Consider the following 21,970-nt stretch of genomic DNA (forward strand, 5'->3'; position numbering starts at 1 on the left):
TTTCCTTTGATTTTTATAGCGATGGCAGGGTTATGGACAGAAAGAGAGCAACGCTCACGGGACTGGCGGCGATACTGCTGTGGAGCACCATGGTTGGCCTCATTCGTAGCGTCAGTGAGGGGCTGGGACCGGTGGGAGGCGCAGCAATGATATACACCCTCAGCGGATTACTATGCCTGGTGACGGTAGGATTTCCTGATATCAGACGGTTTTCACCCCGGTATCTTATTGCCGGCAGCGTGCTGTTTGTCAGCTATGAAATTTGCCTCGCCCTGTCGTTAGGCTATGCCGCAACGCGCTCCCAGGCTATCGAAGTGGGAATGGTCAATTATCTCTGGCCAAGCCTGACGATTGTGTTTGCCATTTTATTTAACGGCCAACGGTCCACCCTGTGGGTGATCCCGGGCTTAGCCGTCTCATTGCTGGGCGTCTGTTGGGTATTAGGCGGAGAACAAGGGCTACATCTTGATGACATCATGCGTAATGTCATCTCAAGCCCGCTCAGCTACGCGCTGGCGTTCGCCGGGGCTTTTATCTGGGCGGCTTACTGCACCGTCACCAGTAAGTTTGCCAACGGGCAAAACGGGATAACGCTTTTCGTGCTGCTCACCGCGCTCAGTCTGTGGGTGAAATATGCGTTCAGCGAACAGCCGCAAATGGTGTTTACTCTCCCGGTGGTCGTGAAGCTCATCATGTGCAGCGTCGCACTGGGGTTTGGCTATGCGGCATGGAATATCGGTATTCTTCATGGCAACGTCACGGTACTCGCAGCGGTATCCTATTTCACGCCTGTACTCTCAGCAGCACTTGCTGCCGTATTGCTGAATTCCCCCCTCTCGTTTTCTTTCTGGCAAGGCGCATTAATGGTTTGTGCCGGGTCATTGTTGTGCTGGTACGCCACGCGAAAATAATATCGCTCTTCTCTGCCGGGTCCATAATCGCCCGGCGGGAATTAACATAAATTTAATATGTGATCGCGCGTCAAAATAATGATCGGCGCGTTAGAAAAGCCGTTTAGATTTTGTTTATATTACCGCCCTTTCGTAAATCCCCGTCGTCTTTTATTGACATAACTTGACACCGTTACGTTATTAATCCCTTGCGAATATTAACAATGTATATAGCACAAAGTGCAATAGTGTGTTTCTGTGTGTTTCATGTCCAACAACGATTATCCCGTATAATGAAATAGTTAACCCACTGATTTTAAACAAATGACATTTATATCAAATGCGCAGAAAGACAGAAAATACCGACAATTAACAAAAGAAACTAAAACGGCTGAAAACTATATTTCGGCCAATGGTTTTGTTGAATAATTCATCAAAAAATGCACAAATCCCCACCATCTCATTCGTTACAGCCGCAATTTATCCGATCCGGATCACACTAATTGAAATTATTACTAATATTTTGAAACTTATTATTGAAACCCTGCTACAAGATTCTTAAAAATAGCATGCCATTGATGATTAGCCTCGTTTAGAAATCGTTCAAAGTGGCCCAGGAAATACTGAAGAAAATTATAAGGAATATTTAAGATGAAACTTAAATTAGTTGCAGTGGCAGTGACTTCCATGTTGGCAGCAGGCGTTGTAAACGCGGCTGAAGTTTTTAACAAAGACGGTAACAAACTGGATCTGTACGGCAAAGTAACAGGTCTGCACTATTTCTCTGATGACGCTGGCAACGACGGCGACAAAACCTATGTTCGTCTGGGCTTCAAAGGTGAAACTCAGATCAACGACCAGATGACCGGTTACGGCCAGTGGGAATACGAGTTCAAAGGCAACCGCTCTGAATCTCAGGGTTCTGACGGCAACAAAACCCGTCTGGCATTCGCGGGCCTGAAATTCAACGAATTCGGTTCTTTCGACTACGGTCGTAACTACGGTGTTGCTTACGACATCGGCGCATGGACTGACGTTCTGCCAGAATTCGGTGGTGATACCTGGACTCAGACTGATGGCTTTATGACTGGCCGTACGACTGGCGTTGCAACTTACCGTAACACCGACTTCTTCGGTCTGGTTGATGGCCTGAACGTAGCTGCTCAGTACCAGGGTAAAAACGACCGTAACGACATCACCGAAGCGAACGGTGACGGCTGGGGTCTGTCTTCTACTTATGAATTCGAAGGCTTCGGTGTAGGTGCTACCTACGCGAAATCTGACCGTACTGACCGTCAGGTTGCTGCTGCAAGCAATCTGAATGCAGGCGGCGAAAACGCGGAAGTATGGGCTGCGGGTCTGAAGTACGATGCCAACAACATCTACCTGGCAACCACCTACTCTGAAACCCGTAACATGACCAACTTCGGTAGCGGTTTCATCGCTAACAAAGCGCAGAACTTCGAAGTGGTTGCTCAGTACCAGTTCGACTTCGGTCTGCGTCCATCCATTGCTTACCTGAAATCCAAAGGTAAAGACATTGGTACTTACGGCGACCAGGATCTGGTTGAATACGTTGACGTTGGCGCGAGCTACTACTTCAACAAAAACATGTCTACCTACGTTGATTACAAAATCAACCTGGTTGACGACAGCAGCTTCACTAAAGCAGCTGGCGTTGCTACCGACAACATCGTTGCTGTTGGTCTGACCTACCAGTTCTAAGATTTGTTAGTATAAAAAAGCCAGCCTTCGTGGCTGGCTTTTTTTATTCGGTTTGACTGGCGTAATAAAGGAGCACGCCATGCATATTTTCAAAGGACGCTGCCTGTGTGGGATGAGCCAATTCAGCGTTTCCCTCAACAATTTCGACGTCTATGCCTGCCACTGTACCCAGTGCCAGAAATGGTCGGGGGGAATGGCCATGTATCTGGAAGCGCAGGGTCAACCGCTTGTGGAAGAAGAGTCGATAGCCCCTTCTCATTTCACGTCATCTGCGCGCGGCGAACGCTGGTTTTGTCCCGGATGTGGTTGCCCGCTGTGGTTCACATTGACCGCACGCTCAACGACGCGCTATTTCATTCCCTGGACGCAGCTTGAGATGAGCGAAGACGAACGTCGCCGTCTGATACTTGCCGCTGAAATCTATACAGAAACGCAACCCGCATTCTTCGGCCTGACCGGGCAATACGCGCGCTTTAGCGGCACCGAAATTGAAGCACACGACAAGCGCTGCCTGCTGACTCCCCATGACGCACACTGAGGGTTGCCCGGTAAGCATCGCGCCACCGGGCCTGTTTTTTACTGTTTCGGTACGTTTGCCAGGCTAAACCAAATCCCGACCGCCAGCACCAGTAACATTGCGCCAGCACTGCCTAACGCCACGCTGTGTGACGTGATAAAGGCCGTTTTTGCCGCCGCAATTAACGACTCCGCCAGCCCTGGAGTCAGGTTCTGCGCCACGTTTACCGCTTCGCCAATCGATGACGAGGCCTTATCGGCCAGCGTCGCACTCAGTCCCTGCGGCAGGACAATTGACGCCGAGAAGCTGCGGGTTAACAGCAGACCAAAAATGGCAATGCCCAACCCTGCGCCCAGCTCATAGGACATGGTTTCAATCGCCCCTGCGGCAGCCGCTTTCTCTTTTGGCGCAGCCGCCATAATTGCCGAGGTTGAGGCCAGCAGCGCACTGGCGGCACTGAAGCCCAGCAGCACCATCAGACTCCATGCCTGCCAGTGCTGCGTGCTGAAGTCGAGCATCGACAGACCGATAAAGCTGACGGCACTCAGCCCCATTCCGCCTGCCGCCACCAGCCGCAGCCCCAGACGACCGACCAGCACACCGGCAATCGGCCCGCTAAACCCGCTGGCAACCATCAGCGGCAGCATAAACATCCCCGCTTCAAATGGCGTAAAGCCATGCACAAACTGCAGCTCCTGGGCCATCAACAGCTCAAACCCCACCAGCGCGATCATGGCGGTCATCGCCATCACGACACCGCTTAAAATAATGCGATGACAGAACAGACGCATGTCGATCATCGGCACGCGGGCGCGAAGCTGGATCCGCACAAAGATCATCAGCATCACCGCTCCGGTGAGCAGCGTCATTGCCACCAGCCACGGAGAAAGCACCCCTTTGAGCGCGGTTTTCGCGCTGTAGACCAGCAGCAATATCGCCACAATCAGCATGATTGCATGGGCAATATTCAGCGGCTGTTCCGGGCGTCCCTGTTGACGAGGCACCAGACGCGCGGCAAGGGAAACAACGATGACCACGATCGGCACGTTGATCAAAAAGACCGATCCCCAGTAAAAATGCTCCAGCAACATACCGCCAATCAACGGACCAAACGCCGCACCGCCTGAACCGACGGCGGCCCAGACCCCAAGCGCGATGTTGCGATCGCGCGCATTAACGAACAACGTGCGGATCCCCGCAAGCGTGGCCGGGATGATCATCGCCGCCCCAATCGCCAGCGAGGCGCGGGCAGCAATCAGCCATCCTGCTGAAGGCGCAAACGCGGCTGCCAGCGATGACAAGCCAAACAGCGTACTGCCAATTATCAACAACCGTTTAAAACCAATGCGGTCACCCAGTGCGCCCATCGGCAGCACCATCCCCGCCATCACCAGCGAGTATATATCGATGATCCACAATAATTCGTTACCGCTGGCACCCAGCGTCATACTCAACGTCGGCGCCGCTACGTGCAGTACCGTCGCGTCGATCGCCACCGGGATATACACCAGCACGATAATGACTAACGCTATCCACTGACGAAACATAAATTTCCTTTTCTTTTAAATCATGGACACATGTCCAGCTTGCGATCCTACGTAAAGTTGAACGAGTGTCCAGCTTTTTGTTACACTTGTTTCAGTCCCATTAAGAGTGAGTGAAAATGCGATATCTGAGCAAGGATGAAAGGCGGGAAGAGATTTTACAGGCCGCTATGCGCGTGGCGCTCTCTGACGGACTTTCCGCAATGACGGTACGGCGAATTGCCGCCGAAGCCGGCGTCGCCACCGGACAGGTCCACCATCATTTCACCTCTGGCGGGGAGCTAAAATCGCTGGCTTTTGTGCGGTTGATCCGTGAACTGCTGGATGCGGATGTGGTCGGCAAGCAGGCCAGCTGGCGACAGCAGCTACATGCCATGCTCGGCAGCGATGATGGCCGGTTTGAGCCCTATATTCGCCTGTGGCGTGAGGCGCAGATCCTGGCAAGCCGGGATACGGACATCAGGGGTGCATATGTACTGACCATGGAGATGTGGCACCAGGAGACCGTCGCCCTTATCAAAGCAGGCACTGACGCGGGAGATTTTACCCCGGGCGATCGGCCAGAAAATATTGCCTGGCGTTTAATTGGTCTGGTGTGTGGCCTGGACGGCATTTATATATTAGATATCCCAGAGATGGACGACGCTGCCTTTAATAACCATCTTGATAAATTAATCTCTCTGGAATTGTGTTAATACTCACTTATGAGTATTAACAGCCCTCACTTACAATTCGTAACACATTAAGCGAACCCTTATTTCCCCTCCCGGCTCAGGGATTCGCTTTTTTATCTATCCTTTCAGATGTATCCCAAACCATCCAATAATTCCAGAAACACACTGTCAGACATCCACCTGTTTTTACTCCATTTTTTCTTTTTATGGTTAAGCAAGAGGGCGACATGTCACAACAAAGTGAGAAGAATAATCCTTATCTGCTGAGCAACTGGAAACCCGAAAACGCGCAATTCTGGGAAAATAAAGGAAAACATATTGCCCGAAGAAATCTTTTAATTTCTGTGGCTTGCCTGTTATTAGCGTTTTGCGTATGGATGTTATTTAGTGCCATTGCGGTCAATCTGAATAAAGTTGGATTTAATTTTTCCACCGACCAGCTTTTTATGCTAACAGCCTTACCCTCCCTGTCCGGTGCGATATTGCGCGTCCCCTATTCGTTTATGGTTCCTCTCTTTGGTGGACGCTACTGGACGGTGTTAAGCACGGTGATCCTGATTGTTCCCTGCGTCTGGTTGGGGATCGCAATTCAGGACACTGCCACTCCCTACTGGATCTTTATCGTCATCGCGCTGCTGTGTGGTTTTGCCGGCGCTAACTTCGCCTCCAGCATGGGCAATATCAGCTTCTTCTTCCCGAAAACGAAACAGGGTAGCGCCCTGGGGATTAACGGCGGGCTGGGGAACCTGGGCGTGAGCGTAATGCAGCTGGTCGCGCCGCTGGTGATCTTCCTGCCCATGTTCACCTTTCTTGGCGTAAACGGCGTGCCGCAGGATGACGGCTCAACGATGTGGCTGGCCAATGCCGCGTGGATTTGGGCGCCCCTTCTTTTGCTGGCCACGATTGCGGCGTTTTTCGGCATGAATGACATCGCGAGCTCTAAGGCCACGATTGCCAGCCAGCTACCGGTGTTAAAACGTTTTCACCTGTGGCTCCTGAGCCTCCTCTACCTGGCAACCTTCGGTTCGTTTATCGGTTTTTCAGCAGGCTTCGCCATGCTGTCGAAAACCCAGTTTCCTGACGTCAATATCCTCCATCTGGCTTTCTTTGGTCCACTGATTGGCGCGCTGGCCCGTTCTGCGGGCGGGATGATCTCAGACAAACTCGGCGGCGTACGCGTCACCCTGATTAACTTCGTCTTTATGGCGCTTTTCAGCGCCCTGCTTTTCCTGACGCTTCCCGGTTCCGGGTCGGGCAGTTTTCTCGCCTTCTATCTGGTCTTTATGGGCCTGTTCCTCACCGCCGGACTGGGCAGCGGGTCAACGTTTCAGATGATTGCCATCATTTTCCGCCAAATCACCCTCACCCGCGTGAAGCAACAAGGGGGAAGTGACGAGCAGGCGCAGCATGAAGCAGTGACCGAAACCGCGGCAGCGCTGGGCTTTATCTCCGCCATCGGTGCCGTCGGCGGGTTCTTCATTCCGAAAGCCTTCGGCACGTCGCTGGCCATGACCGGCTCGCCTGTGGGTGCCATGAAAGTTTTCCTCGTGTTTTACATCGTCTGCGTCCTGGTGACCTGGCTGGTATATGGCCGCAAATCTTCACAACAATAACAATTACACATTCGCCTGAGAGTGGGCAGCCCTCTCCGAAAAGGCTATCGAAGCAGGAGAAATGTCATGAGTAAACTGTTGGATCGCTTTCGCTATTTCAAACAAAAAGGCGACAGCTTCGCCAATGGACACGGGCAGGTGTACAACACCAACCGTGACTGGGAGGACAGCTACCGACAGCGATGGCAGTTCGACAAGATTGTGCGGTCCACCCACGGCGTAAACTGCACGGGCTCCTGTAGCTGGAAAATCTACGTCAAAAACGGCCTGGTTACCTGGGAAACCCAGCAGACCGACTACCCGCGTACCCGCCCCGACCTGCCTAACCACGAGCCGCGCGGCTGCCCGCGCGGTGCAAGCTATTCCTGGTACCTTTACAGCGCCAACCGGCTGAAATACCCGCTGGTGCGCCGCACGCTGATCGAACTGTGGCGTGACGCGCTGGCGCAACACAGCGATCCGGTGCTGGCCTGGGATGCCATTCAGAACGATCCGCAGAAGAGCCGGAGCTACAAGCAGGCACGCGGACACGGCGGATTTATCCGCTCCAGCTGGAAAGAGCTGAACCAGCTGATTGCTGCCGCCAACGTCTGGACCATTAAACATTACGGTCCCGATCGCGTGGCCGGTTTTTCACCGATTCCGGCGATGTCGATGGTCTCGTATGCCGCCGGGACGCGTTATCTCTCTCTGCTGGGCGGCACCTGTCTCAGTTTTTATGACTGGTATTGTGATTTGCCGCCCGCCTCGCCCATGACGTGGGGCGAGCAGACCGACGTGCCGGAATCCGCAGATTGGTATAACTCCAGCTACATTATTGCCTGGGGGTCTAACGTTCCGCAAACGCGTACGCCAGATGCCCACTTCTTTACCGAGGTCCGCTACAAAGGCACCAAAACCGTGGCCATCACCCCGGACTTCTCCGAGGTCGCCAAACTGAGCGATCAGTGGCTGGCACCCAAGCAAGGCACCGACAGCGCGCTGGCGATGGCAATGGGTCACGTGATCCTTAAAGAGTTCCATCTCGACAACCCCAGCGAGTACTTCCTCAACTACTGTCGCCGCTACACCGACATGCCGATGCTGGTACTGCTGGACGAACAGGCCGATGGCCGCGTGGTGCCGGGGCGGATGCTTCGGGCTTCTGATCTCACGGACGGGCTGGGAGAAACCAATAATGCTGAGTGGAAAACCGTCGCCTTTGATATCGCCGGCGATCTGGTGGTGCCGAACGGGTCCATTGGTTTCCGCTGGGGCGAAAAAGGCAAATGGAACCTGGCGCCGCTGGCGGCAGATCATGAAACGGAGCTCACCCTCTCGCTGCTGATTACCCACGACAGCGTGGCAGAGGTGGCATTCCCCTATTTTGGCGGCAATGAAAATCCACACTTCCGTAGCGTCAAGCAGGAGCCGGTCCTGACGCGCCGTGTGCCGAGTAAAACCCTGACGCTGGCCGATGGCAGCCAGAAACGGGTGGTCAGCGTCTACGATCTGATTCTCGCTAACTACGGCCTCGATCGTGGTCTGGAAGACAGCAACGCGGCGGGCAGCTATGACCAGATCAAAGCCTATACTCCCGCCTGGGGCGAGCAAATTACCGGCGTCCCTGCTTACCTGATAGAGAAAATTGCCCGTGAGTTTGCCGACACGGCGCACAAAACGCACGGCCGGTCGATGATTATCCTCGGCGCCGGGGTGAACCACTGGTACCACATGGACATGAACTACCGCGGGATGATCAACATGCTGGTGTTCTGCGGCTGCGTGGGTCAAAGCGGCGGCGGCTGGTCACACTATGTGGGTCAGGAGAAGTTACGTCCGCAAACCGGCTGGCTGCCGCTGGCGTTTGCGCTGGACTGGAACCGTCCCCCGCGCCAGATGAACAGTACGTCGTACTTCTACAACCACGCCTGCCAGTGGCGTTATGAGAAACTGACCGCACAGGAGTTACTCTCTCCGCTGGCGGACGCGACAAAATTCACCGGTCACCTGATCGATTTTAACGTCCGGGCAGAGCGTATGGGCTGGCTGCCCTCGGCACCGCAGCTAAACCTCAATCCGTTGCACATTAAAGCCCGGGCCGACGCCGCCGGCATGACCCCGCAGGAGTACACCGTGCAGGCATTAAAATCGGGCGACATACGTTTCGCCTGCGAACAGCCTGACAACGGTAAAAACCACCCGCGCAATCTGTTTGTCTGGCGGTCTAACCTGCTCGGCTCTTCGGGGAAAGGTCACGAGTACATGCTCAAATACCTGCTCGGTACCGAAAGCGGCATCCAGGGCGAAGATTTAGGGTCGACGGATGACGTTAAGCCCGAAGAGGTGGAGTGGCAAACTCAGGCCATCGAGGGCAAGCTTGACCTGCTGGTGACGCTCGATTTCCGCATGTCCAGCACCTGCCTGTTCTCCGATATCGTGCTGCCCACCGCGACATGGTATGAAAAAGACGACATGAATACGTCGGATATGCATCCGTTTATTCATCCGCTTTCAGCTGCCGTCGACCCGGCCTGGGAATCCCGCAGCGACTGGGAGATCTACAAAGGTATTGCCAGCGTTTTCTCAGAGGTGTGCATCGGACATCTTGGCACCGAAACGGACGTGGTACTGCAGCCGCTGCAGCACGACTCCCCGGGGGAACTGTCACAGCCGTTTGATATTCAGGACTGGCGCAAAGGCGAATGCGATCTCATTCCCGGTAAAACGGCGCCGACGATTGCGGTGGTCGAACGGCATTATCCGGAAACCTACGAGCGCTTTACATCACTCGGCCCGCTGATGGACAAACTCGGCAACGGCGGGAAAGGCATTTCATGGAATACCCAGAGCGAGGTCGATTTCCTTGGCAAGCTGAACTACGTCAAGCTCGATGGCCCGGCAAAAGGACGCCCGCGTATTGAAACGGCGATTGACGCCTCTGAAGTGATCCTCGCCCTCGCCCCTGAAACGAATGGCCAGGTGGCAGTGCGAGCCTGGCAAGCGCTGGGCGAACTGACCGGTCGCGATCACACCCATCTGGCGCTGAACAAAGAAGATGAGAAAATCCGCTTCCGCGATATTCAGGCCCAGCCGCGGAAAATTATCTCCAGCCCCACCTGGTCGGGCCTTGAAAGTGAGCATGTCTCCTATAACGCCGGTTATACCAACGTTCACGAGCTTATTCCCTGGCGCACCCTTTCCGGTCGTCAGCAGCTGTATCAGGACCATCCGTGGATGCGCGCGTTCGGGGAAAGTCTGGTGGCCTATCGCCCACCGATTGATACCCGAAGTGTTAGCCATATGCGCGAAATCCCGCCGAACGGTTTCCCGGAGAAGGCGCTGAACTTCCTGACGCCACACCAGAAATGGGGCATTCACTCGACCTACAGTGAAAACTTGCTGATGCAGACGCTGTCACGCGGGGGGCCTATCGTCTGGATCAGCGAAACCGATGCCAGAGAGTTAGGTATTGAAGACAACGACTGGATCGAAGCCTTCAACGCCAACGGGGCTCTGACCGCCCGGGCAGTGGTGAGCCAGCGCGTCCCGCCGGGCATGACCATGATGTACCACGCGCAGGAACGTATCCTGAATATTCCGGGTTCAGAAGTCACCGGCCGTCGCGGCGGGATCCATAACTCGGTGACGCGCGTCTGTCCCAAACCGACACACATGATTGGCGGCTACGCCCAGCTGGCGTACAGCTTCAACTATTACGGCACCGTCGGCTCTAACCGCGACGAGTTCATCATGATCCGCAAAATGAAAAACATTAACTGGCTGGATGGCGAAGGTCGGGATCAGGTACAGGAGGCGAAAAAATGAAAATACGCTCACAGGTTGGAATGGTGCTGAATCTCGACAAATGCATTGGCTGTCACACCTGCTCGGTCACCTGTAAAAACGTCTGGACCGGGCGTGAAGGTATGGAATATGCGTGGTTCAACAACGTCGAAACCAAACCGGGGATTGGCTACCCGAAAAACTGGGAAGATCAGGAGGAGTGGCAAGGCGGCTGGGTACGCGGGATCACCGGCAAGCTGACGCCGCGTCTCGGCGGGCGCGTGGGCGTGCTGTCAAAAATCTTTGCCAACCCGTCCCTGCCCGGCATTGATGATTACTACGAACCCTTCACGTTTGATTACCAGGATCTGCACCGTGCACCACAAGGCGATCACCTCCCGACGGCCCGCCCGCGCTCGCTGATTAGCGGCAAACGGATGGACAAAATTGTTGGCGGCCCGAACTGGGAAGAACTGCTTGGCGGCGAGTTCGAAAAACGCGCCCGCGACCGCAACTTCGACAAGATCCAGAAGGAGATGTACGGCCAGTTTGAAAACACCTTCATGATGTACCTGCCGCGCCTGTGTGAACACTGCCTGAACCCGAGCTGCGTGGCCACCTGCCCGAGCGGTGCCATCTACAAGCGTGAAGAAGACGGCATTGTGCTGATTGACCAGGACAAATGCCGTGGCTGGCGCATGTGCATCAGCGGTTGCCCGTACAAGAAAATCTACTTCAACTGGAAAAGCGGAAAGTCGGAGAAATGCATCTTCTGCTACCCGCGCATTGAGTCCGGCCAGCCAACCGTCTGTTCGGAGACCTGCGTCGGGCGTATTCGCTATCTGGGCGTGCTGCTGTATGACGCGGATCGCATTGAAGAAGCGGCCAGCACCGAACATGAAACCGACCTCTATGAACGCCAGTGTGACGTATTCCTTGATCCACATGACCCGGCGGTCATTGAAGAAGCCTTCAAGCAAGGTATTCCGCAGAACGTGATTGACGCCGCCCAGCGTTCCCCGGTTTACAAGATGGCGATGGACTGGAAGCTGGCCCTGCCGCTGCATCCGGAATACCGCACCCTGCCGATGGTCTGGTACGTTCCGCCGCTGTCACCGATCCAGTCTTACGCGGACGCGGGCGGCCTGCCGCTCAACGACGGCGTGTTACCGGCGGTCGAAAGTCTGCGCATACCGGTGCAGTATCTGGCCAACATGCTCAGCGCGGGCGATCCTGCTCCGGTGCTGCGCGCCCTCAAACGCATGATGGCCATGCGTCATTACAAACGCTCTCAGACCGTTGAAGGCGTGACCGATACGCGCGCCATCGAAGAAGTGGGCCTTAGCGTTGAGCAGGTCGAAGAGATGTACCCCTATCTGGCGATTGCCAACTACGAAGATCGTTTCGTGATCCCCACCAGCCACCGCGAAATGGCGCGCGACGCCTTCCCGGAACGCAACGGCTGCGGCTTCTCCTTTGGCGACGGGTGCCACGGTTCCGACACCAAATTCAACCTCTTTAACAGCAGCCGTATTGATGCCATCAACATCACCGAAGTGCGCGACCACGGGGAGGGAGAGTGATGCAGATCCTCAAAATCATCGCCCTGCTGATTGAGTATCCCGATGAAACATTATGGGAAAATCGCGAGGAAGCACTTTCCCTGATAGAACAGGATCTCCCTGCGTTACTGCCCTTTGCCCGCCAGCATCTGGATGCCGCGCTGCTGGATAAGCAGGCCGAATGGTGCGAGGTGTTTGAGCGGGGTCGTGCGACCTCGCTGCTGCTGTTTGAGCACGTTCATGCTGAATCCCGCGATCGCGGCCAGGCGATGGTCGACCTGATGAGCCAGTACGAAAAAGCCGGCCTGCAGCTTGACTGTCGCGAATTGCCGGACTATCTGCCGCTCTACCTGGAGTATCTCAGCCTCGTCACCGACAACGAGGCCCGCGAAGGGCTACACAACGTTGCGCCGATCCTGGCGCTGATTGGCGGTCGCCTGAAGCAGCGCGGCGTAGCGCATTATCAGCTGTTCGATGCGCTCCTGACGCTCGCGGGCACGCGTCTGACCAGCGACAGCGTGGCGAAACAGGTTTCCACCGAGAAACGGGATGATACCCGCCAGGCGCTGGACGCCGTCTGGGAAGAGGAACAGGTCAAGTTTATCGAGGACAACGCCACATCGTGTGATACCTCACCGATGCAGCAATATCAACGACGCTTTAGCCAGGACGTTGCCCCGCAGTATGTCGACGTCAGTGCGGGAGGCCCAAAATGATCCAGTTTCTGAACGTCTTTTTCTACGATATTTACCCCTACCTGTGCGGCACAGTTTTTCTGGTGGGAAGCTGGCTGCGTTACGACTACGGGCAGTATACCTGGCGCGCCTCCTCCAGCCAGATGCTGGATAAGCGCGGCATGGTGCTGTGGTCAAATCTGTTCCATATCGGGATCCTGGGGATCTTCTTCGGACATCTTTTCGGGATGCTGACGCCGCACTGGGTTTATTCGTGGTTTCTGCCGATGTCGCAGAAACAGCTGATGGCGATGATTCTGGGCGGCGTTTGCGGCGTGCTTACGCTGGTGGGCGGTGCGGGATTATTGATTCGCCGGCTGACAAACCCGCGTATCCGGGCGACCTCCTCCACGGCAGATATCCTGATCCTCTGCATTTTGCTGGTACAGTGTATTCTTGGGCTCACCACCATACCGTTCTCCGCGAAATATCCCGACGGCAGCGAGATGCTCAAGCTGGTGGACTGGGCGCAGTCGGTAGTGACCTTCCGCGGTGGCTCGTCCGAACATCTGGCGGGCGTGGCGTTTATCTTCCGTGTCCATCTGGTGCTGGGCATGACCATTTTCCTGATCTTCCCCTTCACCCGACTGGTACACGTCTGGAGCGCGCCGGTGGAGTATTTAACACGCAGGTATCAGGTGGTGAGATCGCGCCGCTGAGTGTTACCGGGTGGCGCTACGCCTGAGCGCAGCGCCACCGTTCTATTTCCCGGCCTGAGGATGTGTATCAAACCCGGCCATCACCGCCGTCAGCGCGTCCAGCGAAAACCCGTGTTTGGGATCGTCTACGCCCAGTCCAAACCGTGACTGCATCACCTGATACAGCGCGTTCGCGTCGGGAAGATGGACCTGCTCTTCCGCATGCCCCTTCTGCCAGTGGGTAAAGTTAAAGTTGGTCAGGGTCAGCTTTCCGCCGTCAGGCAGATGGCGACACATCAACAGATGGTGGCGAAAATGGGATTGCGGCCAGTGCGCCGACCAGAAGTTGCCCATCACGTAATCGCTGAAATACTGTGTTGTCAGATCAAAATGGTACATCGACTGCCAGTGATCGTGGTGGCTGAACTGCAGGATCCAGTCGTTGCCCTCGCTCAGCAAACGGTACAGCCCGTGGGGTGTCTCCTGCTCCTCGTTGGCGAGCAAACGAATCGGCGCCGTCAGCGTCTGTCCGCCAAAACCGACGTCGGCAATCCAGCGCTCGCCGTTGAGTTCAACCAGCAGCAGACGATGCGTACGCGGCGGCATCTGTGGCGGACTGGCTAAGACCACGCGGCCCAGCACGCTGCGAACCGTAAAGCCCACTTCACGCAAAACGCGTTCGAACAGGCCGTTCTGCTCAAAGCAATAGCCTCCACGACGCGCCGTCACCAGTTTGTCGACCAGGCACTGATCTTCCAGATGGATTTCGCGCGGCATCACGACGTCAATATTCTCGAAGGGGATCGCGCAGTTGTGGTGTAGATGCAGCGCCCGCAGGGTGTCGATGTCAACCTGAACAGGCTGTTGCCAGCCCGTACGGGCAAAATAAGCACTCAGAAATGGGGACATGATTCGCTTCCATGATGTGATGTTCCCTGTTTATAAACTATTTTCCGGCCTCCATATGCGCAAAAGTGCTTTTTGCGGGTGCATCTTGATTTCGGCTCCCCATCAGACGTTTAATGCCAGCATACCTGCTGAGAGGAATGTTCATGAGCGCGTTTCGTCCCGTTGAATTAAAGCATGCCAGCCGTCTGCTGAACCATGGCCCTACGGTACTGATTACCAGCCGCGATGAGTCTATCGACCGTCGTAACGTCATGGCTGCGGCCTGGTCGATGCCGGTGGAGTTTGAGCCACCGCGTATCGCAATTGTGGTGGACAAAAGCACCTGGTCGCGCGAACTGATTGAGCGCAGTGGGAAGTTCGGCATCGTCATCCCCGGCGTGGCAGCGGCTAACTGGGCTTACGCCGTCGGCAGCGTGAGCGGGCGCGACGAAGACAAGTTCAACTGCTACGGGATCCCGGTTGTGCAAGGTCCGGTACTCGGACTGCCGGTGATTGAAGAGAAATGCCTGGCGTGGATGGAGTGTCGTTTACTCCCGGTTACCGCAGCCGCAGAAAAATACGACACGCTGTTTGGTGAGGTTGTTTCGGCAGCCGCAGATGAACGCGCGTTTGTCGCCGGACGCTGGCAGTTTGACGGCGATAAGCTGAATACCCTGCATCATCTGGGGGCCGGGACGTTTGTGACCAGTGGGAAAATGGTAAAGGCGCTGGAAAAATAGCCTATAAAAAAAGCCCTCTCCGCGAGGGAAAGGGCTTTTAAATTACTTCGCGCGCCGTGCAATAATTTCATCCGCAACATTACGCGGTGCTTCCGCGAAATGATGGAATTCCATCGTGTAGGTCGCGCGGCCTTGCGACATCGAACGCAGCGTCGTGGCATAGCCAAACATCTCCGCCAGCGGCACATCCGCGCGAATAATCTGACTACCGTACTGCTCTTCCATTCCCTGCACCATGCCGCGGCGGGAAGAGAGATCGCCCATGATGTTGCCGGCGTACTCTTCCGGTGTTTCCACCTCGACATGCATGACCGGTTCAAGAATCACCGGGTCCGCTTTGCGAGCGCCCTCTTTAAAGCCGAGGATCGCCGCCATGCGGAACGCCATTTCCGAGGAGTCGACCTCGTGATAGGAGCCAAACGTCAGGGTCGCTTTCACATCGACAACCGGATACCCCGCCAGGACACCGCTGTTCATGGCTTCGCGCAGGCCTTTCTCCACAGACGGAATATACTCGCGCGGGACAACGCCGCCCTTGGTGGCATCTTCAAACACAAAACCACTGCCGGGCTCTAACGGCGCCAGACTGAGCACCACATGGCCGTACTGCCCTTTACCGCCGGACTGTCGGACAAATTTCCCTTCGATATCCTTCACCGCTTTACGCAGGGTTTCACGGTACGTGACCTGTGGGCGACCAATGTTCGCCTCAACGCCGAACTCACGCCGCATGCGGTCAACGATAATCTCAAGATGTAACTCACCCATCCCGGAGATAATTGTCTGGCCGGACTCTTCATCGGTGTGCAGACGAAACGAAGGGTCTTCCGCTGCCAGGCGCTGCAATGCAATGCCCATTTTCTCCTGATCGCCTTTGGTTTTCGGCTCGATCGCAAGCGAGATAACCGGGTCCGGAAATTCCATCCGCTCCAGCGTAATGACGGCGTTCGGGTCGGTGAGCGTGTCACCGGTTGTCACATCTTTCAACCCAACGCAGGCCGCGATATCGCCCGCGCGCAGCTCATCCACTTCGTGGCGATCGTTAGCATGCATCAGCACGATGCGCCCAATGCGCTCTTTCTTCCCTTTCACCGGGTTGTACACCGCGTCGCCTTTGCGCAGCACGCCAGAGTAAACGCGGATAAAGGTCAGCTGTCCGACGTACGGGTCGCTCATCAGTTTAAAGGCCAGCGCGGAGAACGGCTCGTTGTCGTCTGGATGACGCTCGGCATGCTGCCCATTCTCATCCACACCATCAATGGCGGGCACGTCCAGAGGCGACGGCATCAGTTCAATGACCGCATCGAGCATGCGTTGCACGCCTTTATTTTTAAACGCGCTGCCGCACAGCATCGGCTGGATTTCACCGGAGATGGTCCGCATACGCAGCCCCCTGATGATTTCCGCTTCCTCTAAATCACCCGTTTCCAGGTATTTATCCATCAGCTCATCGCTGGCTTCCGCCGCAGCAGAGACCATTTTTTCCCGCCATTCCTGCGCAGTACTCATTACGTCATCCGGCACAGGAGCATAGGTAAACACCATGCCCTGGGTGGCATCGTCCCACAAAATGGTACGCATTTTGATGAGATCCACCACGCCGGTGAAGTGTTCTTCTGCCCCCACCGGAATAACAATCGGGACCGGATTCGCTTTCAGACGCTCCTGCATCATTCGCACGACGCGGAAGAAGTCCGCACCCGGGCGGTCCATTTTGTTGACGAAGGCCAGCCGCGGGACATGATATTTGTTCGCCTGACGCCAGACGGTTTCCGACTGCGGCTGCACGCCACCGACGGAGTCATACACCATGACAGCGCCGTCGAGTACACGCATGGAACGTTCCACCTCAATGGTGAAATCCACGTGGCCCGGGGTGTCGATAATGTTGATCCGGTGCGGTTCAAAGCCCCGGTCCATACCTGGCCAGAAACAGCTGACTGCCGCAGAGGTAATGGTTATCCCGCGCTCTTGCTCCTGTGCCATCCAGTCGGTAGTTGCCGCGCCATCGTGTACTTCACCCAGTTTGTGGCTCATACCGGTATAAAACAGGATGCGCTCGGTGGTGGTCGTTTTACCGGCATCGATATGCGCGGAGATACCGATGTTGCGATAACGTTCGAGAGGGATGGGTCGGGGCATAATATTTCCTTAGTCATTAAGACTGCGTTGTGACGACCGGGATGGTCGCGTGTTCGTTCGTTTGCTATAATAGTCCTATTGTACGAGTATTATCGAACTATTTTTTTACGGTTGACCTATTGTTGATATAGCTCAATCTGACACCAGACGCAGGAAAACGATGATCCCGAACCACCCTGAAACTGAACAAATACTGCTGGAAAATGTACTTTTTGCCCTCGGTAACCCGCTACGGCTGTCGATTATCCGCAGGCTGGCCGATGGCAGCGAACTGAGCTGTAACGCGCTGCGCCCGGACGAGGTGGTGAAATCGACGATGACCCATCACTGGCGCGTCTTGCGCGACAGCGGCGTGATTTGGCAGCGCCCGCAGGGGCGAGAAAATATGATATCACTGCGCAGGGACGATCTTGATGCCCGCTTTCCGGGGCTGATGGCAATATTGCTGCAGACGAAGTAACGCGTGTGTCGTGTCGGGCGACTCCGCGCCGCCCGACCCTCTCTCACATTGAATAGCCGGGTTTCTTAATTAAGTGATCCAGGTTGGGTTCAATTTCGGTATCCCAGACCTGCGCTTTCCAGTCGGCTTCCTGCACTTCATTCAGGGCGACCGAAATAGAGCGATCTTTACTGTTCAGATGACGGGTAATCACCTCGGCAATATCCGCCGCCAGCGCGGTTTTTTGGTCGTCGTTCAAATCACGGGGAAAACATTTGATATCTACGTGTGGCATATGCAGGCTTCCAGTTATGAATGTGAGTTCCACGTTATCAGATTATCTCGTTTGCCTTTAACACCTTGTGCAGTTCCGGCAGCTGGCACACGGTATCCGCAATCGCCGTTATCTTCGGCGTATTCGCCGCAAACCATGCATGGCGAGGCCCCCAGGTGCGTGCAACCGTGATGTAGACGTCAAGCAGCGTCAGCCGTTCCCCGAGTGCAAAAGGGGTGGCACTGAGCTGGCTGTCAAACCACAGATAGAGTGATTTTCGGTATTCAATACAGCTGTTTTTCAATTGCTCCGGCGCATCCGGCACCCAGCGTTCGGGGTAGTCGGCGTAGGTAAAGGTGGGATAAACGTTCGCAACAAACCAGATGAGCAACCGCTGAAACTGCTGCCGCTCAGCCTGGCCGACGGCAGGCGCAAGATCGGGACATCTGTCCAGTACCATCAGGGCAATCGCCGCCGTTTCGGTCATGATCGCCCCGTGTTCCAGTTCCAGCGTGGGTACCTGACACAGCGGATTGCGTGCTTTCAGCAACTCACGTTGCGGGCCGGGCTGGTCAAACCCGTCCACGTTAATAAATTGATAAGGGATGTCTGCCAGAGTCAGCATCACTTCACTGATTGCCGATCCCCAGCCGGGTACGCCATAGAGTTTAATCATGTTGCCCCCTCCGGGATGAAAACCCTAAGTGTAGACACGACTAATAGGTTATCCCAGGCGGGTTCACGTCGGATTGCGTCACCGCTTCGCCCTCTTCTCCCCAGCGTGCCAGCACCCGCTGGTACTCTCCACGCGTAATAGCGCCCTCCAGCGCAGCCTGCAAAGCATAAACCAGGCCATTGCCTTTTTTGGTCGTCGTGGCGACATAGGCTCTCTTCGGCCCGAGACCCACTACGCGCGTTTTGCCGGTCAACGCCGCTTTATAGGCGGATACGGATTGAGGTCCGAAGAACACATCCGCCCTGCCGGACTGAATATAGAGGTTGCCGGAAGCATCATCGGTCAGATAGACCGGCAGCGCAGGCTCACGACCGGCTTTTTTGTTCTCTTCATTCCAGCCCAGCAGAATGCGCTCCTGATTGGTCCCGGAACCGACTATCACCTTTTTGCCAGCCAGATCTTTTGCGCTGTTAATCGCCTGGACCGCGCTGGTGGATTTCACGGAAAACGCCAGTGAGTCGACGCGATAGGTCGCAAAATCAAATTTCTCTTTTCGCTGTTCGGTCACCGCAATATTCACCAGCGCCACGTCATAGCGTCCGGAGCTGATCCCCAGCGGCCAGTCTTCCCAGGCCGTGGGAACAAGCTTCAGCTTTAACCCCAGACTGCCCGCGAGCAAGCGGGCAATATCCGGATCGCTGCCAATCCGCGTCCGGTTATCGCTGGCAAGCAGCGCCAGCGGTGGAGAGTTGAGCGCTGAGATCGCTACCGTGAGCGTGCCCGGCTCAACAAATTTATAGTTCGCGGGGATCTTCGCGACGGCCTGCCGATCTACCGTCACCGGCAGCGGCTGCTCGTTGGCGTGTAAATCGATACCCGCATGGCTCGCGGTCGTAAAAGCCAGACCGGCCAGAAAAGCATATTTCATCTGCACTCCTTACAGCACTTTTGACAGGAACTGCCGCGTTCGCGGGTGCGACGGACGGGTTAATACGTCGTCACTGCTGCCCTGCTCCACAATTTTGCCGTCGACCATAAAGACCACCTGATCCGCCACTTCCCGGGCAAAGCCGATCTCGTGGGTGACGACCACCAGCGTGGTACCCGAGCGGGCGAGCTTTTTAATCACATCCAGCACTTCGCCAACCAGTTCCGGGTCGAGCGCTGAAGTGGGCTCATCAAACAGCATTACCCGGGGACGTAACGCCAGCGCGCGGGCAATGGCAATACGCTGCTGCTGACCCCCGGAGAGATGGCGCGACCAGGCGTCGGCTTTATCGCGCAGCCCGACCACATCCAGCAGGCTGTATGCCCTTTCAACGGCTTCTTTCTTACTCAGTTTTTTATGGGCGATGGGCGCTTCAATCAGGTTTTCCAGCACCGTGAGATGCGGAAAAAGATTAAAGTTCTGGAAGACATAGCCCACATTGACGCGCTGTTTGAGGATCTCTTTCTCTTTCAGCTCGTAGAGTTTGTCACCCTGACGGCGGTAACCGATGTAGTCACCGTCAATCTGGATAAACCCTTCGTCGACGCGTTCCAGATGGTTAATGGTACGCAGAAGCGTCGATTTACCCGATCCGGAAGGCCCGAGGATCACCGTTACCGATCCGGGTGGGATCTCCAGCGAGACGTTATCAAGCGCTTTATGGCGACCAAAAAACTTACTGACACCGGTAATCGAAATATGCCCTTCAGGAGAGGTTTGCATGGACGGGCTCCTGTACTGATGCGGTGGATACGGAACGGACGCGACTGGCTACCCGGTTTTGATTAACGGCTGAACGACGTTCGCTGCGGGCAAGCCCGCGCTCCACAACATGCTGAATGGCAGACAACACGGTGGTAATCACCAGATACCAGACCGCACCGACCATCAGCAGCGGGATCACCTCCTGCGTGCGGTTATAGATCATCTGAATGGTATAGAAGAGTTCCGGCATCGCCAGGACATACACCATCGCCGTGCCTTTCGCGAGACTGATAATTTCATTAAATCCGGACGGCAAAATCGTGCGTAGCGCCTGCGGCAAAATGATACGTACCGTGCGACGCCAGGCTGGCAGACCGAGCGCCGCCGCCGCTTCATACTGACCATGATCCACCCCCAGAAAACCGCCGCGAATGATCTCGGCGGTATACGCGCTCTGAACCAGCGTCAGCCCCACCACGGCGGTGGAAAACTGTCCCAGCACGTTGATGGTTTCGAAGCGACCCCAGGTAATGCCGGTGAAGGGTACGCCGAGCGAGAGCGTGTCGTAGAGATAGGAAAAGTTATAGAGAATGATCAGAACCACAATCAGCGGCAACGAACGAAACAGCCAGATATACCCCCAGGCCAGGCTGCTCAGCAGCCAGGATGAAGAGAGCCTCGCCAGCGCCAGCAGGCCGCCGATGACCACGCTCAGCGCAGTGCCGATCAGGGTCAACAGCAATGTCTGCCCTACGCCTTCGAGGATAACCGGGTCAAAGAACCAACGGGCAAAGACAGACCACTCCCAGCGCGGGTTAAAGGCCACGGACTGAATGACCACCGCAAGCACAAACAGCGCCACCACGGCACCGACAGTCCGCAGCGGATAACGCGCCGGGACCACCTTAATGGTTTCAACGTTGCTCATCGTCATTCCTCATGCTGTTTTACTGAACGCTTCACTGATCAGCGTTTTGGTGAAACGCAGCCGGCCATCAAACGGCGGCTGGCTGTACTCTTCCGGATCGCGATTCAGATCGAACTGCGGCTGATAGCCCTGGCTGATATAGAGCCTGACCGCTTCCGGCTGACGAAAACCGGTGGTGAGGTAGATCTGGCTGTAACCGGCCTGTACCGCCCGACGCTCCAGCTCCTGGACGACGCGGGCCGCCAGCCCCTGTTGACGCAGCGCCTTGTGCGTCCAGATTCGTTTGATTTCAGCGGTGCGTTCATCAAACGGTTTATACGCGCCGGTGGCGATGATGTCGCCGTCACGCTCAAGGACAATAAACAGCCCCTGCGGGGCCAGGTACCACTCCGTGAGCTCCACTTCCGCGTCTTTAGAGAAGTAGTCGCCATAGCGGGCGGCATATTCACCGAATAATCCGTCGATAATGGGCTGAAGATCGGCGTCTTCTGGTGACACGTCCCGAAAATGCTCGCGCATAGCGCCTCC

At 55.6% G+C, this 21,970-nt stretch carries 20 protein-coding genes; 11 read left to right on the plus strand and 9 right to left on the minus strand.

The annotated features are described in order from the left end of the window. Positions 1 to 32 precede the first annotated feature (32 nt). The 3 genes from yddG to ACN9MQ_RS11555 all read left to right on the plus strand — a co-directional run bounded on the left by yddG (position 33) and on the right by ACN9MQ_RS11555 (position 3,153). On the plus strand, positions 33 to 911 hold the full coding sequence (gene yddG, locus ACN9MQ_RS11545; protein ID WP_014170222.1) for an aromatic amino acid DMT transporter YddG: 879 nt from the start codon (positions 33 to 35) through the stop codon (positions 909 to 911). A gap of 630 nt (positions 912 to 1,541) precedes the next feature. After that, complete coding sequence (gene ompC / locus ACN9MQ_RS11550; RefSeq protein WP_032678230.1) at positions 1,542 to 2,615, plus strand: porin OmpC; 1,074 nt, start codon at positions 1,542 to 1,544, stop codon at positions 2,613 to 2,615. A 79-nt stretch (positions 2,616 to 2,694) separates the two neighbouring features. Then, positions 2,695 to 3,153: a GFA family protein gene (locus tag ACN9MQ_RS11555; RefSeq protein ID WP_020884055.1), complete on the plus strand. Its 459-nt coding sequence runs from the start codon at positions 2,695 to 2,697 to the stop codon at positions 3,151 to 3,153. Positions 3,154 to 3,191: 38 nt separating this feature from the next. On the opposite strand, the gene ACN9MQ_RS11560 is transcribed toward ACN9MQ_RS11555, so the two are convergent. Then, a complete protein-coding gene (locus tag ACN9MQ_RS11560) occupies positions 3,192 to 4,679 on the minus strand; it encodes an MFS transporter (protein ID WP_426021052.1) in 1,488 nt (495 codons plus the stop codon). 116 nt (positions 4,680 to 4,795) lie between these two features. On the opposite strand from ACN9MQ_RS11560, the gene ACN9MQ_RS11565 reads away from it, so the two are divergent. From ACN9MQ_RS11565 to narI, 6 genes are all read left to right on the plus strand, one after another. Then, complete coding sequence (locus tag ACN9MQ_RS11565) at positions 4,796 to 5,371, plus strand: TetR family transcriptional regulator (protein WP_020884053.1); 576 nt, start codon at positions 4,796 to 4,798, stop codon at positions 5,369 to 5,371. A gap of 206 nt (positions 5,372 to 5,577) precedes the next feature. Next, positions 5,578 to 6,963 carry a NarK family nitrate/nitrite MFS transporter gene (locus ACN9MQ_RS11570; RefSeq protein ID WP_025204128.1) on the plus strand — a complete coding sequence of 462 codons (1,386 nt, stop codon included), beginning with the start codon at positions 5,578 to 5,580 and terminating at the stop codon, positions 6,961 to 6,963. Between the two features lie 66 nt (positions 6,964 to 7,029). Further along, positions 7,030 to 10,770 (plus strand): nitrate reductase subunit alpha, encoded by a 3,741-nt coding sequence (locus tag ACN9MQ_RS11575; protein ID WP_063156456.1) that lies wholly within the window; start codon positions 7,030 to 7,032, stop codon positions 10,768 to 10,770. Further along, the gene (gene narH / locus ACN9MQ_RS11580) at positions 10,767 to 12,311 is read left to right on the plus strand and encodes a nitrate reductase subunit beta (RefSeq protein WP_426021051.1); all 1,545 of its coding nucleotides are present in this window, start codon (positions 10,767 to 10,769) and stop codon (positions 12,309 to 12,311) included. Before ACN9MQ_RS11575 ends, narH begins: the two co-directional genes overlap by 4 nt. Beyond that, positions 12,311 to 13,006, plus strand: coding sequence for a nitrate reductase molybdenum cofactor assembly chaperone (gene narW, locus ACN9MQ_RS11585; protein WP_277492106.1), 696 nt, complete (start codon positions 12,311 to 12,313; stop codon positions 13,004 to 13,006). The genes narH and narW overlap by 1 nt, the downstream gene beginning before the upstream one ends. After that, positions 13,003 to 13,683, plus strand: a complete 681-nt coding sequence (narI, locus tag ACN9MQ_RS11590; protein WP_014170231.1) for a respiratory nitrate reductase subunit gamma — start codon at positions 13,003 to 13,005, stop codon at positions 13,681 to 13,683. The genes narW and narI overlap by 4 nt, the downstream gene beginning before the upstream one ends. 42 nt (positions 13,684 to 13,725) lie before the next feature. Here narI and nhoA read toward each other — a convergent pair whose 3' ends face one another. After that, entirely contained in the window at positions 13,726 to 14,571 is an 846-nt protein-coding gene (gene nhoA, locus ACN9MQ_RS11595) for an N-hydroxyarylamine O-acetyltransferase (protein ID WP_020884048.1), read from the minus strand. A gap of 143 nt (positions 14,572 to 14,714) precedes the next feature. On the opposite strand from nhoA, the gene ACN9MQ_RS11600 reads away from it, so the two are divergent. Then, positions 14,715 to 15,290 carry a flavin reductase family protein gene (locus ACN9MQ_RS11600; protein ID WP_020884047.1) on the plus strand — a complete coding sequence of 192 codons (576 nt, stop codon included), beginning with the start codon at positions 14,715 to 14,717 and terminating at the stop codon, positions 15,288 to 15,290. Positions 15,291 to 15,332: 42 nt separating this feature from the next. Here ACN9MQ_RS11600 and fusA read toward each other — a convergent pair whose 3' ends face one another. Beyond that, positions 15,333 to 17,432 carry an elongation factor G gene (gene fusA / locus ACN9MQ_RS11605; protein ID WP_221716285.1) on the minus strand — a complete coding sequence of 700 codons (2,100 nt, stop codon included), beginning with the start codon at positions 17,430 to 17,432 and terminating at the stop codon, positions 15,333 to 15,335. A gap of 160 nt (positions 17,433 to 17,592) precedes the next feature. Here fusA and ACN9MQ_RS11610 point away from each other — a divergent pair, with 160 nt between their 5' ends. Continuing rightward, on the plus strand, positions 17,593 to 17,892 hold the full coding sequence (locus tag ACN9MQ_RS11610) for an ArsR/SmtB family transcription factor (protein ID WP_014170235.1): 300 nt from the start codon (positions 17,593 to 17,595) through the stop codon (positions 17,890 to 17,892). 43 nt (positions 17,893 to 17,935) lie between these two features. On the opposite strand, the gene pptA is transcribed toward ACN9MQ_RS11610, so the two are convergent. Genes pptA through ACN9MQ_RS11640 form a run of 6 tightly spaced genes read right to left on the minus strand, consistent with a single transcriptional unit; the run spans position 17,936 to position 21,961 of the window. Beyond that, positions 17,936 to 18,166 (minus strand): tautomerase PptA, encoded by a 231-nt coding sequence (gene pptA, locus ACN9MQ_RS11615; RefSeq protein ID WP_020884045.1) that lies wholly within the window; start codon positions 18,164 to 18,166, stop codon positions 17,936 to 17,938. 37 nt (positions 18,167 to 18,203) lie between these two features. Further along, positions 18,204 to 18,821 carry a glutathione S-transferase family protein gene (locus tag ACN9MQ_RS11620; RefSeq protein WP_426021050.1) on the minus strand — a complete coding sequence of 206 codons (618 nt, stop codon included), beginning with the start codon at positions 18,819 to 18,821 and terminating at the stop codon, positions 18,204 to 18,206. 40 nt (positions 18,822 to 18,861) lie between these two features. Beyond that, positions 18,862 to 19,749 carry a transporter substrate-binding domain-containing protein gene (locus tag ACN9MQ_RS11625; RefSeq protein WP_014170238.1) on the minus strand — a complete coding sequence of 296 codons (888 nt, stop codon included), beginning with the start codon at positions 19,747 to 19,749 and terminating at the stop codon, positions 18,862 to 18,864. 9 nt (positions 19,750 to 19,758) lie between these two features. After that, a complete protein-coding gene (locus ACN9MQ_RS11630; protein ID WP_014170239.1) occupies positions 19,759 to 20,532 on the minus strand; it encodes an amino acid ABC transporter ATP-binding protein in 774 nt (257 codons plus the stop codon). Next, positions 20,516 to 21,442: an amino acid ABC transporter permease gene (locus ACN9MQ_RS11635; RefSeq protein WP_073396907.1), complete on the minus strand. Its 927-nt coding sequence runs from the start codon at positions 21,440 to 21,442 to the stop codon at positions 20,516 to 20,518. The genes ACN9MQ_RS11630 and ACN9MQ_RS11635 overlap by 17 nt, the downstream gene beginning before the upstream one ends. Positions 21,443 to 21,451: 9 nt before the next feature. Then, on the minus strand, positions 21,452 to 21,961 hold the full coding sequence (locus ACN9MQ_RS11640) for a GNAT family N-acetyltransferase (protein ID WP_014170241.1): 510 nt from the start codon (positions 21,959 to 21,961) through the stop codon (positions 21,452 to 21,454). Between the last annotated feature and the right edge of the window lie 9 nt (positions 21,962 to 21,970).

This window comes from Enterobacter sp. R-25, assembly GCF_049913205.1.
In the GTDB taxonomy this organism is placed as follows: domain Bacteria; phylum Pseudomonadota; class Gammaproteobacteria; order Enterobacterales; family Enterobacteriaceae; genus Enterobacter; species Enterobacter ludwigii.